Consider the following 12,280-nt stretch of genomic DNA (forward strand, 5'->3'; position numbering starts at 1 on the left):
TATGGCGAGTTCGATTGTATTAAAATTACTGAATATTACACATTATTATCGTAAAAAGAATAGAAAAAAATGGTATCTGCCGTATGGTTATGATGCTGAAGATATCGAATTGAATAATGTGTCACTTCACTTATATCAAGGAGAATCATTAGGTATTATAGGGGAGCCTGGTGCGTCGAAAACGTTAATCGCCAGAATCTTAGCCGGTGAAGTTAAACCTGATAAAGGGCGTATTCGACGTAACGGCAGTTTATATTTCGGAGATATCGAAGATAAACATTTACACGAAGAAACGGTGACTGCGCTTGTTCAAAATGCAGTGGAATTATTTACATATACGGTTTCTGGACATAAAGTCGAACAAATTTTGCGCTATGCTGATTTATATGAGCAGAAAGATAAGCTAGTTTACCAGTTAACTGATCGTGAGTATGCACAATTAATTGTAAGTTTAGCACGTACGTCTAAAGCAGATATCATTATCTTTAATCATGTATTAAGTGAATTGGATGATGCATTTATGGAGAAAGCCATAACACTTTCTCAAGATTACATAGATGATGAACTTACAATGATTACAATCGATGATAATTTAAAGGTTATCCAGGCAGTATGTAACTATGCCGTATGGATTTCACATGGCCAATTACGTATGGAAGGTCCATTGAGTCGTGTGTTACCTGCATTTAAAGAACATGAACGAGACCGTCAATCATTAAAAACTGAAGAAGAAAAAGCGCAGTTTGATGTAGACTGGAAAGAAAAACGTACGCGTATTCCTGAAATGTCTTATAACTTCAAACGAATTGAACGTTATAAACACGCAAAACCGACACCTTTCTTGGCACGTGTTATCGGTTGGAGTGTTTTGTTACTGGTCGGCTTTATTTTTACAGCGGTATTGTTGTTTAACAATTTAGGGATTGTGCATTTAGCGCAAAACACTGAACAAAGTAAATTACAAGCTCAGAAAAAAGGTGTATTTGATGAGACTTTGACCTACGGTATTGTGATGAATAACAATATTGAAGTTAAAGGGATTGACCATAAACATAAAGTGAAGCTGCCGAAATATACATTTGTGACGATTACTGGAGAAAATGATAATAAATATCGACTGGTTATCGATGATAAATCTTATGTAATTGGTAAAAATAAATTATATCATTTCAATCCAGCAGGTCTTTATGAAAGACATAGTAAAGATACACTCGAAGATTACATGAAATCTAATTATATTAATTATATAGATTTCTATAATAGTCACTTAGGACAATCTCACAAGAAAGCAGTTAAAAGTTTAGTTCCTGAGAAAGATCAACGTTTTGTTGCGCCAGTCACACAACAGCCTGTAGATTTATTGTTCAATGATAATGATCATTTAACAGGATTTGTATTCCCGATTGTTGATAAAGACAAATTAAAAGATAAATTTGATATTCAAGGAGATTACTGGGTCACAAAATCAGGCAATGGTTACTTTATTGCTGATTTGAAAGATAATAAATGGATTTATATAGAATTGTAGGTGAGACCGTTTGATAGATAAATTGATAAATTTTTATTATAGCTTGCCGCAAATGATGAAACATTTAATGGGGAGTTTGAAGCGGAATTGGAGATGGTTCGCGATTCCGCTTGTAGCTTCAGTATTGTTATTACTCGTAATGTTGCTGTTTTTAAAAATCATTAACGCGACAGAAGAAACACAAGCTGTGTGGTATTACCGCTTCATCGGTTTCATCACATTATCTTGGACACTTGTTACTTTATATTTCAACACAATGCGTTATCGCAGAGATTATTATGAATATAAGAACTATGACTATCCAACCGCTTTTAAAAGTATTATCTATACACTGATTTTTTCAGTAGGATTATTACTTTCTATCGCATTAGTTGTCCTGGTCAAACCCGTCAACTTAGATAGTTCATTTTGGGCTATTGGCTTTTACTGGATCATGTGGAATTTATTTGTGATGATTGTTTCGCAAGTATTAGGTTTAGTAAGAATGATCAGCCGTTACAATATTTTTGATATGGCACTCTATATCATATTTGCGGTTATGTTCATTATCGTACCGATCTTTTTCATTCCAGGTCCACATAAATCAATTTGGATGCATATTTTAATGTTAAATCCATTATTTTATTTAGTTTCTGGTATTGAAGAAGCTGTGATTATCGGTGTTAATAGTTTGGGCAATATACCTTATCATTTCTTCTTTATTGTATGGTTAGGTATCGCAAGTCTATTATTGTATATTCTAAGACCACATATCGCATATGAGAAATTTAGAATGACAACTAATCGTTCTATTCATTTAAAAAATACGGCTGAACCTGAAAAGGTGAAAAACTCCAATTTTGATCATTAATCAAATGAGTTTAGGTATATTAAAATAATCATAGAAAAAATAAAACGAGAACAAAGTGTAGTTGATACATTTTGTTCTCGTTCTTTTATTAATGTGTATAAAGTTTTTTCATCAATTTCTGTTCACTAAAGACCCAACCTGTGTATGAATGGGTGATATTTAAGTCTTGGTCCAAATGTACAATCGCTACGAAAGAATAGTGATCTTTGTTTAAATAACGTAAGTCGATGAAGCGGACTTCAAGAATATTATCGCTTAAACGACGAGTATCCCATCTGTATATAGAAGAGAAGTTTAAAAACGCTTTGATATTAGGGTCGTTACGTAATACCTGCATTAATTCTTCATCAGGGAATGGTTGACGTTTCACTTTATCAGCGAAAACGACGTTTGTCCCATAACTGCGTCCGACATAGTCGTGAGTTTGTGTTTGAACTGCGACACGCCATTCCATAAATTTCATAGTAGGTGCCACAAATACTTTAACTAAGTGTGCATTATCTTGACTGCTGACCATACGTAAAACACGTTTTCGAATTGTGGCTTGGAAGATAAAACGTACAATATAATAAATCACTAATACGATGAAAATTGGAATATACACCGCAAATGCATTTAAGCCAAAAGCCCATAGCACAATGCCTAAACACCATAAAATAAAGATGTAAGGATCAAAGGTATTAATGACACTCAATTGTATCCATTTATTTGAGAAAGGCCGCAACGCTTGCGTACCGTAGGAATTAAATATATCTACAAAGACGTGTAAAAAGACTGCAAGTTGTGCCCATAGCCAAATATGCAATGGATTAATATGGCTGAAAAAGGTAAAAACGAGTAAGGTTATAAGTATCGGCCATAATATAGTGAAAGGTATTGAATGTGTGATACCTCTATGATTAGATATATAAACAGCATTATTTTTTAGTTTTAATACAGTGTCGCTGTCAGGAATTAAAGAACCTGCGATTAAGGTTGTAGCCGCAGCACCAAAATGATCTGACAGGGTCGGGTCATGCATGGCTAGCGCAGTAAGCCCAATGCCCATGACGATATGTGTGCCTGTATCCATAATTGTTCACTCATTTCAATTAATCTTACATATAGTATAAAACATAATGACAAATAACTAAATCAATTCACCCTTAATTAAAGGGTGTGTTGACAAGAGAGAAGGAGAACTATTGAAGAATGAAACAGCAAAATAGTTTCAAAAGAGATTTATTAGATTGGTTTGAAACCAATCAACGTGAAATGCCTTGGCGAGAAACGACTAATCCTTATTATATCTGGATCAGTGAAGTTATGCTTCAACAGACACAAGTTAAAACAGTGATAGATTATTATCATCGTTTCACAGAACGTTTTCCGACAGTTGAAGATTTAAGTCAAGCATCACAAGATGAAGTTTTAAAATATTGGGAAGGATTAGGCTATTATAGTCGTGCGCGCAATTTTCACCATGCAGTGCAAGAAGTTGCGACACAATATAACGGTAATGTCCCAAGCAATCCGGATTTGTTCGGAAGATTAAAAGGTGTGGGACCTTATACACAAGCAGCGGTGATGAGTATTGCGTTTGATTTACCATTGCCAACCGTTGATGGTAATGTTTTTCGTGTGTGGTCTCGCTTAAATAATGATTTCAGTGATACTACAAAACAATCTGTCCGCAAAAAATTCGAAAGTGAATTGCGTCCTTATGTTACAACACATGCAGGCCAATTTAACCAAGCTATGATGGAACTTGGCGCATTAATTTGTACACCGAAATCACCGCTTTGTTTATTATGTCCAGTTCAATCACACTGCGAAGCATTAGAAAAAGGGACGGTTGATCAACTACCCGTCAAACCTAAAAAGATTAAAAAGAAGACAATTAAACAAAATTGTTATGTCATTTATAATCAAAATGATGAAGTGTTAATTGAACAACGTACAGAAAAGCTATTACATGGAATGTGGGAGTTCCCGATGTATGAAGCAACTTATAGTGAAGAACAGCTTTATGATTTATTACAACAAGATATATCTATTAGTGAGACACCGATATTTAAGTTAAAACATCAATTCACACATTTAACTTGGGACATTCAAGTCTATCAAGTTGACGATGTTATAGATGAGTCACAAACACAATTAAGTGATCGCTTTGTATGGATGCGTTTAGAGGATAGAGATCACTACAACTTTCCAGCATCGATGCATAAAGTATTAAACTATTTAACAACGAAGTAGTTAAGTCTGAGTTTAAAAAAGCATTATGTTATAATTGTGATTGTGAAAAATAGCCAGGAGGAGGTGTGGAACATGGTAAAAGAGTCCATACCGAAAGAAGGAGAACGTATTAAAATACAAAGTTACAAGCACGATGGCAACATTCATAGAGTTTGGTCAGAAACTACGATTTTAAAAGGGACAGACCATGTTGTGATTGGGGGCAATGACCACACGCTTGTAACCGAAAGCGATGGACGTACATGGATTACCAGAGAACCAGCAATCGTCTATTTCCACTCGGAATATTGGTTTAATGTCATCTGTATGTTCAGAGAAGACGGTGTATATTATTATTGCAACTTATCGTCACCATTTGTGTGTGATGAAGAAGCATTGAAATATATTGATTATGATTTAGATATCAAAGTTTATCCGAATGGTAAATATCATTTGTTGGATGAAGACGAGTACCAACAACATATGCAGCAAATGAACTATCCTAAAGATATAGATGCGATTTTACGCAGGAATGTTGATATCTTACAACAATGGATTGAACAAAAGAAAGGTCCGTTTGCGCCAGACTTTATTAAAGTTTGGAGAGAACGCTTTAAAAAGCTGAGACAAGGTTAGCATATCAAGCAGATTGCTTTATTACGTCTTGTGTTTTTAATTATAATAACTTTGGTATGAATAATAATCGTAATACGAGGTTGGGACATCGCAATAAAATGTCTCGCCTCGTTGATTTATTTCGCATTAGAAAAGGATAGAAAGGGAGGATTGCCTCAATGATACGCAGGTATTTAAAGTTTGTTAAGCCGTATAAATGGCGGATAGCAGCTACCATTATTATCGGTATCATTAAATTCGGCATTCCGATGTTGATTCCATTATTAATCAAATATGTAATTGATGATGTCATCAACAATCCGAGCATGGGCACGCAAGACAAATTAAGCCACTTGGGTATCGCAATCGGGATTGCCTTTTTTATATTTGCAGTCGTACGTCCACCGATAGAATATATGCGTCAGTATTTAGCGCAGTGGACCAGCAACAAAATACTTTATGATATTCGTAGACGTTTATATGATCACTTGCAAGCACTAAGTGCACGCTTCTATGCCAACAACAAAGCAGGTGAAGTGATTTCACGTGTTATCAATGACGTTGAGCAGACTAAAGACTTTATTTTAACAGGACTAATGAACATCTGGTTAGACTGTGTGACAATTATTATCGCATTATCAATCATGTTTGTACTTGATGTTAAATTGACATTAGCCGCTATGATTATATTCCCGTTCTACATTTTAACGGTTTATTACTTCTTCGGAAGATTACGTAGTCTAACACGTGAAAGATCTCAAGCTTTAGCAGAAGTACAAGGGTTCTTACACGAACGTGTACAAGGTATTTCGGTGATTAAAAGTTTCGCAATTGAACAAAATGAAGCGCAAAACTTTGATAAGAAAAACAGTAAATTCTTACATCGTGCTTTTAAACACACACGTTGGAATGCTTATTCTTTCGCAGCAATCAATACGGTAACTGATATCGGACCGATTATTGTAATTGGCGTCGGTGGTTATTTAGCAGTAACAGGTTCCATTACAGTTGGTACGTTAGCTGCGTTCGTCAGCTATTTAGAACAACTTTTCGGACCTCTACGTCGTCTTGTTTCTTCATTTACAACATTGACACAAAGTTTTGCTTCTATGGATCGTGTTTTCCATTTATTAGATGAAGACTATGATGTAAAAGATGAACCTTATGCGAAACCGCTCAAAATCACAGAAGGTAACATCTCTTTAGATCATGTATCTTTCCGATACAATCCACATGCACCTAAAGTGTTAGATGATATTTCGTTAAATGTGAATCATGGCGAAACCGTCGCCTTTGTAGGAATGTCTGGTGGAGGTAAATCGACATTAATCAACTTGATTCCTCGATTTTATGATTCTACCGATGGAACGATTACTATAGATGGCTATAATGTAAAAGACTTCTTATTATCTAGCTTGCGTGAACAAATCGGTTTAGTTCAACAAGATAATATCTTATTCTCAGACACAATCAGAGAAAATATCTTACTAGGTAAACCAGGTGCGAGTGATGAAGATGTGATAGAAGCGGCTAAACTCGCAAACGCACACGATTTCATTATGAGTCTGCCTGAAGGTTATGAAACTGAAGTAGGGGAACGTGGTGTGAAATTATCAGGTGGTCAAAAACAACGTATTTCACTTGCACGTATATTCTTAAATAATCCGCCGATTATTATTTTAGACGAGGCAACAAGTGCGTTAGACCTAGAAAGTGAAGCAATCATTCAAGAAGCTTTAGCACATTTAAGTGAAAATAGAACAACATTAATCGTTGCCCATCGCTTATCTACAATCACTCATGCAGATAAAATTGTAGTAGTTGAAAACGGACAAATTATTGAAGTCGGTACGCATCAAGAGTTATTAGCTAAACAAGGTGCATACCATCATCTTTATACAATTCAAGACTTATAATAAAGAAAGAGCAGAAACGTCCCTCAGCGGAGGACAGTTTCTGCTCTCTTTTTATAAGTCTAAGTCTTCTTCTTCAATTTCAATGTTAGAGTCATCTGTATGGAATTGGAAATAACTCATGACCAAACGGTCTAAGTGTGCTAAATCATAACTGAATTCCTCGATTGCTGAGATAATCTGCATGACATTAGAAATTGAATACTCAGAGGTTTCAGTGTTCAGGACCATTTCATTTTTAAATGCTTCCATTAACTCAATTTTTTGCGGAATGTCCACAGGAGCTTGGAAATTCTCGAAATCGTGTCTTGCTTTTTGAGCGATGCTTAACATAATTTGGTCATATGAAGTCATTAAATCATCTAGTTCAAATTTGATTTGCAATCGAAGATCAGTACTCATATTATGCAAATCATGTTGGTAACGATGCATACGTCTCAAAACATCATAGGCACTTTTTGTAGTTGTCACAACTTGTTTGAAAATTATCTTTTTACGATTTAATTCTGGCCAATTTTTTCTAAAGAAAGGACGTTCTTCTTTATAATAATTGAATAATTGTTCCAGATTTTTCAAACGTTCTTTAATACTCTTTGTATCTTCTTTAACATGGTAAAACTCTGTTGTATCGTTAATAACCAATTTAATCCAAATGAAAATATCAGAAGCGATATTCATTGAATTATAATAAAGCTTTGTTTCGTATTTAGGTGGAAAGAAGGCGACATTGACAGTGAAAGCACTGAAAACACCAATCATCACTAACACGAAACGATAAAACGCTGATGCATAGAAGTTACCTGTTTCTCCACCTTGACCCATGATGATAAGGGCAGTAACTGTGGCTAAGGTTGCAACATGTTGAAGTTTTAATTGGAATAATAAAGCAATTAAGACTATAACTGTTGCGCCCATGATAATAATACTATCGCCAAATAAACTGACCATCGATACAGATAAAATTGCACCGATTAAGTTACCTTGAAACTGTTCTTTTATAGTTTTATAAGAACGATATACACTTGGCTGCATTGCTACAATTGCACCGATACCTGCTACGGTAGGAATGCCTGCACTCTTTGGCAGCAGTGATGCAATTAACATCGCTAGGACAATCGCAATACCTGTTTTAAATATTCTTGCACCTAGTTTCAAATGAGTGTGCTCCTTTATTCCTATTTATGCACATTTGCTTGGAAGTGGTTTCCAAAAACAAAAACGTATATTAAAGTTTATACACTGAATCAATGTGTTTTTCAAGTTTATTTCATTTGAGAGAATGCATAGTCTGCAGCACGTAATGTTTCTTCAATATCTTCATCTGTGTGTTCTGTTGTTAAGAACCAAGCTTCAAATTTAGAAGGTGCTAAGTTGATGCCTTGATGCAACATTAATTTGAAGAATTTCGCAAATGCATCGCCATCAGAATTTTCTGCTTGCTCATAATGTGTTACTTTTTCGTCAGTAAAGTAAAGTGTTAATGAACCATAAACACGGTTTACTGTAGCTGTAATACCATGTTTTTCAATTAATTCATTTAAACCATCTTCTAATTTTTTACCAAGACGATCTAATTCTTCGTAAACACCTTCTTGTTCTAAAACTTCTAATAAAGCGATGCCTGCTTTCATTGAAAGTGGATTACCAGCCATTGTTCCCGCTTGATATGCAGGGCCTAAAGGTGCAACTTGTTCCATAATGTCTTGACGTCCACCGTAACCGCCGATTGGTAAACCGCCACCGACGATTTTACCGAATGCTGTTAAGTCAGGGTATACGTTCAACAAGTCTTGAGCAGCACCGTAGTGGAAGCGGAATGCTGTGATAACTTCATCATAAATTACAAGACCGCCATATTGATGGGTGATTTCATTTACTTCTTCAAGGAAGCCGGGAAGCGGTTCAACCATACCGAAGTTACCGATAATAGGTTCAACTAATACTGCTGCGATTTGATCGCCCCAATGTTTCATTGCTTCTTTGTAAGACTCGATATCATTAAAAGGTACTGTAATTACTTCTTGAGCCACGCTCTTAGGTACGCCGGCTGAATCAGGAGAACCTAATTGAGAAGGGCCGCTACCTGCAGCAACAAGTACTAAATCTGAGTGTCCGTGGTAAGAACCAGCGAATTTAATAATTTTATCGCGATTTGTATATGCACGTGCGACACGAATTGTTGTCATGACAGCTTCAGTACCAGAGTTGACAAAACGCATTTTTTCTAAAGATGGAATTGCTTCACGCAATTTTTTAGCAAATTCGATTTCTAGCTCAGTCGGTGTACCATAAAGCACACCTTTAGCTGCTTGTTCTTGAATAGCCTTAGTAATATGTGGATGTGCATGTCCAGTAATAATTGGACCATATGCTTGAAGATAATCAATGTAACGATTGCCGTCTACATCATATAAATATTGACCTTTACCTTCTTTCATTACTACCGGTGCACCGCCGCCAACTGCTTTATATGAGCGAGAAGGGGAGTTGACACCGCCAAGGATATATTCGTCTGACAAACTTTGAAGTCGTTCGCTTTCAGTGAATTTCATTTTTTATCAACCTCTTTTAATTTAATATTTCCGTTTACTATCGTATCATATAATTAACTATAAGAAGAAAAAGGTGAGCATATGTTGAAAAAAGGAGACAAATTCCCTGAATTTGCATTAGAAAATCAAGATGGAGAAGTCATTACTAACGACACAATCAAAGGCAGAAAGGCAATTCTTTATTTCTATCCTAGAGATAATACACCTGGATGCACAACAGAGGCTTGCGATTTCCGTGATAACATGGCAATGTTTAATGATTTAGATATTGCAGTATACGGAATCAGTGGAGATTCTAAAAAGAAACATCAAAACTTTATTGCTAAACATGATTTGAATTTTGATTTGCTAGTAGATGAGGATTATAAATTATCTGAAGCAACTGGCGTGTATCAATTGAAGAAAAGTTTTGGCAAAGAATCTATGGGCATTGTCAGAACCACTTTCGTTGTAGATGAAAATGGTGTCGTAGAACATGTAATCGAAAAAGTTAAAGTAAAAGAACAAATGAATCAATTAAAAGAAATGTTGGGGTGAAGTGTGTGAAGGTTCTTTCATTAAATAGATTAAAAGACTCAGAGCAGTTATTGGAAGAAACTTTTCCGGAAGTAGAATTTGTATTTCGAAAAAATGTAGATGAAATAAATGAGCAAGATAAACGAGATGCAGATGTTGTAATTGGTTATAGTGGCAAAGCTGATCAAGCTTTTTTTGAGGGTATGCCTAATTTAAAGTTTGTAGCTTGGTATGCGGCTGGTGTTAATTCACTACCATTACAATATTTTGCTGAACGTAATATTGTATTAACGAATGTATCAGGTATTCACGCAAAACAAATGAGTCAATTTGTATTTGCCTATATTTTAGACGATTATAAACAAATGAGAGTTTCTAGACAAAATCAAGATAATAAAGTTTATGATTCTACAATTACAGGCAGACGTGTAGATGGAGATACGTTACTAATTTTGGGGACAGGTAATATTCCTAAACAAATTTCCGAACTTGCACGTGCATTTGAAATGAAAATTATTGGTATTAATACAACTGGACATGAAGTTGATGGATTTGATGAAACATATCCTTTAAAGGAACTTGATCAAGTTTTGCCTAAAGCAGACGTTGTAGTTAATGTGCTGCCCGAAACTGAAGAGACGTACCATTTATTAGAAGATAAGCAATTTGACGCAATGAAAGAGACTGCATTATTTATTAATATCGGCAGAGGTACAATTGCTTCAGAAGAAACAATTGTTAAAGCGCTTAATGAGGGCAAAATTCGTCATGCTTATTTAGATGTTTTCGAAAAGGAACCTTTATCAGAGGATAATCCGTTATATCAATTAGATAATGTAAGTATTACTGCGCATATCACAGGAAATGGTAAAGAAAACTTTAAAGAGGCATCTCAAATTTTTATTAGAAACTTCAAACATTTTCTAAGTAATGGAGATGTCATTGAGAAAAAAGTAGATTTATCAAAAGGTTATTGATAAAATAATGTGCCAACATTGACATTTCAATGGTTCTACCGTTATATTAATATTAAGTAATAATAATTATTAAGTAGAAAGACGGTGGATTAGATGAGTGCAGAAATGGAATCTATTGAGCATCAATTAGAGGACTCTATTGCATCTTTAAGAAATGCCGGAATCAGAATTACACCGCAAAGACAAGCCATTCTTAGATTTTTGATTTCAAGTGAAACTCATCCAACAGCAGATGAAATTTATCAGGCACTGTCACCAGATTTTCCAAACATAAGTGTTGCGACGATATACAATAACTTACGTGTGTTTAAGAAAACAGGAATTGTGAATGAATTGACTTATGGAGATGCATCTAGTCGCTTTGATTTTAATACACATAATCACTATCACGTCATTTGTGAGAATTGCGGTAAGATAGTAGATTTTCATTATCCGCAATTACATGAAGTTGAACAATTAGCTCAACATGTGACAGGGTTTAAAGTGTCACATCACAGAATGGAAATTTATGGATTATGTCCAGAATGCCAAAGTAAAGAACAATAAAACATTATTACCATTAATAGGAAAGCTGAATGTCATATGGCATTCAGCTTTTTATATTTGGTTTCGGATCATGTGAGTTTTAATCCTATGTAAAGTATTTAACAACGTTCCTTACAATAAGAAAGCTGATTTGAAGTGGGGGACAAAGTATTAATACACTCAAAGAGTAAGATGATTGGACGTTTAATTACACCATATACATCAAAAATCTCATATGAATGAAATCGTGCGTACTATTAGTAATTTTATACATTTTTTATTATAGAAAATTATTGACTCTTAACTAAAGGCTTGATATGATGAATAGGTCGTTGAAACGGCGCAGTAAATTAAACATTGAGAATTAAAAGTTTGAATTAAAAACTTTAACAAAGTGTAAATTTTACTATTGATTATCAACAAGAAACATTATAGAATAGTTATTGTTGAAAAAAACGAAACAAGTTACTTCAAAAAAATAAATTTTAAAAAGTGCTTGACTTCAAAATTTAAAAGCGGTATAATTGATTATTGTAACGCGAAAAAATGAACGTTGAAAACTGAATGACAATATGTCAACGTTAATT

General features: G+C 34.7%; 11 protein-coding genes. 8 read left to right on the top strand and 3 right to left on the bottom strand.

Annotated elements, in window-relative coordinates; all coding sequences use genetic code 11:
- The first annotated feature begins 1 nt into the window (after window position 1).
- Both HMPREF3031_RS00770 and HMPREF3031_RS00775 read left to right on the top strand, forming a co-directional pair.
- On the top strand, window positions 2-1,528 hold the full coding sequence (locus HMPREF3031_RS00770) for an ATP-binding cassette domain-containing protein (RefSeq protein WP_070724549.1): 1,527 nt from the start codon (window positions 2-4) through the stop codon (window positions 1,526-1,528).
- Window positions 1,529-1,538: 10 nt separating this feature from the next.
- Entirely contained in the window at window positions 1,539-2,378 is an 840-nt protein-coding gene (locus HMPREF3031_RS00775) for a hypothetical protein (RefSeq protein WP_002481647.1), read from the top strand.
- Window positions 2,379-2,466: 88 nt separating this feature from the next.
- Here the strand turns inward: HMPREF3031_RS00775 and HMPREF3031_RS00780 are convergent, their stop codons facing one another.
- Complete coding sequence (locus HMPREF3031_RS00780) at window positions 2,467-3,450, bottom strand: metal-dependent hydrolase (RefSeq protein WP_002481646.1); 984 nt, start codon at window positions 3,448-3,450, stop codon at window positions 2,467-2,469.
- 119 nt (window positions 3,451-3,569) lie between these two features.
- Between HMPREF3031_RS00780 and mutY the strand changes: the two genes are divergently transcribed.
- From mutY to HMPREF3031_RS00795, 3 genes are all read left to right on the top strand, one after another.
- A complete protein-coding gene (mutY, locus tag HMPREF3031_RS00785; RefSeq protein WP_002481645.1) occupies window positions 3,570-4,616 on the top strand; it encodes an A/G-specific adenine glycosylase in 1,047 nt (348 codons plus the stop codon).
- Window positions 4,617-4,688: 72 nt separating this feature from the next.
- Window positions 4,689-5,231, top strand: coding sequence for a nucleoside tri-diphosphate phosphatase (locus tag HMPREF3031_RS00790; protein ID WP_002481644.1), 543 nt, complete (start codon window positions 4,689-4,691; stop codon window positions 5,229-5,231).
- Window positions 5,232-5,389: 158 nt separating this feature from the next.
- On the top strand, window positions 5,390-7,126 hold the full coding sequence (locus HMPREF3031_RS00795; RefSeq protein ID WP_002481643.1) for an ABC transporter ATP-binding protein: 1,737 nt from the start codon (window positions 5,390-5,392) through the stop codon (window positions 7,124-7,126).
- Between the two features lie 51 nt (window positions 7,127-7,177).
- On the opposite strand, the gene HMPREF3031_RS00800 is transcribed toward HMPREF3031_RS00795, so the two are convergent.
- Together HMPREF3031_RS00800 and HMPREF3031_RS00805 are read right to left on the bottom strand one after the other, a co-directional pair.
- Complete coding sequence (locus tag HMPREF3031_RS00800) at window positions 7,178-8,278, bottom strand: FUSC family protein (protein WP_002481642.1); 1,101 nt, start codon at window positions 8,276-8,278, stop codon at window positions 7,178-7,180.
- Between the two features lie 107 nt (window positions 8,279-8,385).
- A complete protein-coding gene (locus tag HMPREF3031_RS00805; RefSeq protein ID WP_002481641.1) occupies window positions 8,386-9,675 on the bottom strand; it encodes a glutamate-1-semialdehyde 2,1-aminomutase in 1,290 nt (429 codons plus the stop codon).
- A gap of 81 nt (window positions 9,676-9,756) precedes the next feature.
- Here HMPREF3031_RS00805 and bcp point away from each other — a divergent pair, with 81 nt between their 5' ends.
- The 3 genes from bcp to perR all read left to right on the top strand — a co-directional run bounded on the left by bcp (window position 9,757) and on the right by perR (window position 11,714).
- Entirely contained in the window at window positions 9,757-10,212 is a 456-nt protein-coding gene (gene bcp / locus HMPREF3031_RS00810) for a thioredoxin-dependent thiol peroxidase (RefSeq protein ID WP_002481640.1), read from the top strand.
- Between the two features lie 5 nt (window positions 10,213-10,217).
- Window positions 10,218-11,168, top strand: a complete 951-nt coding sequence (locus tag HMPREF3031_RS00815) for a phosphoglycerate dehydrogenase (protein ID WP_037556602.1) — start codon at window positions 10,218-10,220, stop codon at window positions 11,166-11,168.
- A gap of 93 nt (window positions 11,169-11,261) precedes the next feature.
- A complete protein-coding gene (gene perR, locus HMPREF3031_RS00820) occupies window positions 11,262-11,714 on the top strand; it encodes a peroxide-responsive transcriptional repressor PerR (protein WP_002481638.1) in 453 nt (150 codons plus the stop codon).
- Window positions 11,715-12,280: the final 566 nt, after the last annotated feature.

The sequence above is a fragment of the Staphylococcus sp. HMSC072B07 genome, assembly GCF_001815505.1.
Classification (GTDB): Bacteria; Bacillota; Bacilli; order Staphylococcales; family Staphylococcaceae; genus Staphylococcus; species Staphylococcus simulans.

What these genes read in the sequence shown, in the direction of transcription:
- HMPREF3031_RS00770 (WP_070724549.1), top strand. Translation starts at nt 2, where the DNA reads ATGGCGAGTTCGATTGTATTAAAATTACTGAATATTACACATTATTAT.
- HMPREF3031_RS00795 (WP_002481643.1), top strand. Translation starts at nt 5,390, where the DNA reads ATGATACGCAGGTATTTAAAGTTTGTTAAGCCGTATAAATGGCGGATA.
- bcp (WP_002481640.1), top strand. Translation starts at nt 9,757, where the DNA reads ATGTTGAAAAAAGGAGACAAATTCCCTGAATTTGCATTAGAAAATCAA.
- HMPREF3031_RS00790 (WP_002481644.1), top strand. Translation starts at nt 4,689, where the DNA reads ATGGTAAAAGAGTCCATACCGAAAGAAGGAGAACGTATTAAAATACAA.
- perR (WP_002481638.1), top strand. Translation starts at nt 11,262, where the DNA reads ATGAGTGCAGAAATGGAATCTATTGAGCATCAATTAGAGGACTCTATT.
- HMPREF3031_RS00805 (WP_002481641.1), bottom strand. Translation starts at nt 9,675, where the DNA reads ATGAAATTCACTGAAAGCGAACGACTTCAAAGTTTGTCAGACGAATAT.
- mutY (WP_002481645.1), top strand. Translation starts at nt 3,570, where the DNA reads ATGAAACAGCAAAATAGTTTCAAAAGAGATTTATTAGATTGGTTTGAA.
- HMPREF3031_RS00780 (WP_002481646.1), bottom strand. Translation starts at nt 3,450, where the DNA reads ATGGATACAGGCACACATATCGTCATGGGCATTGGGCTTACTGCGCTA.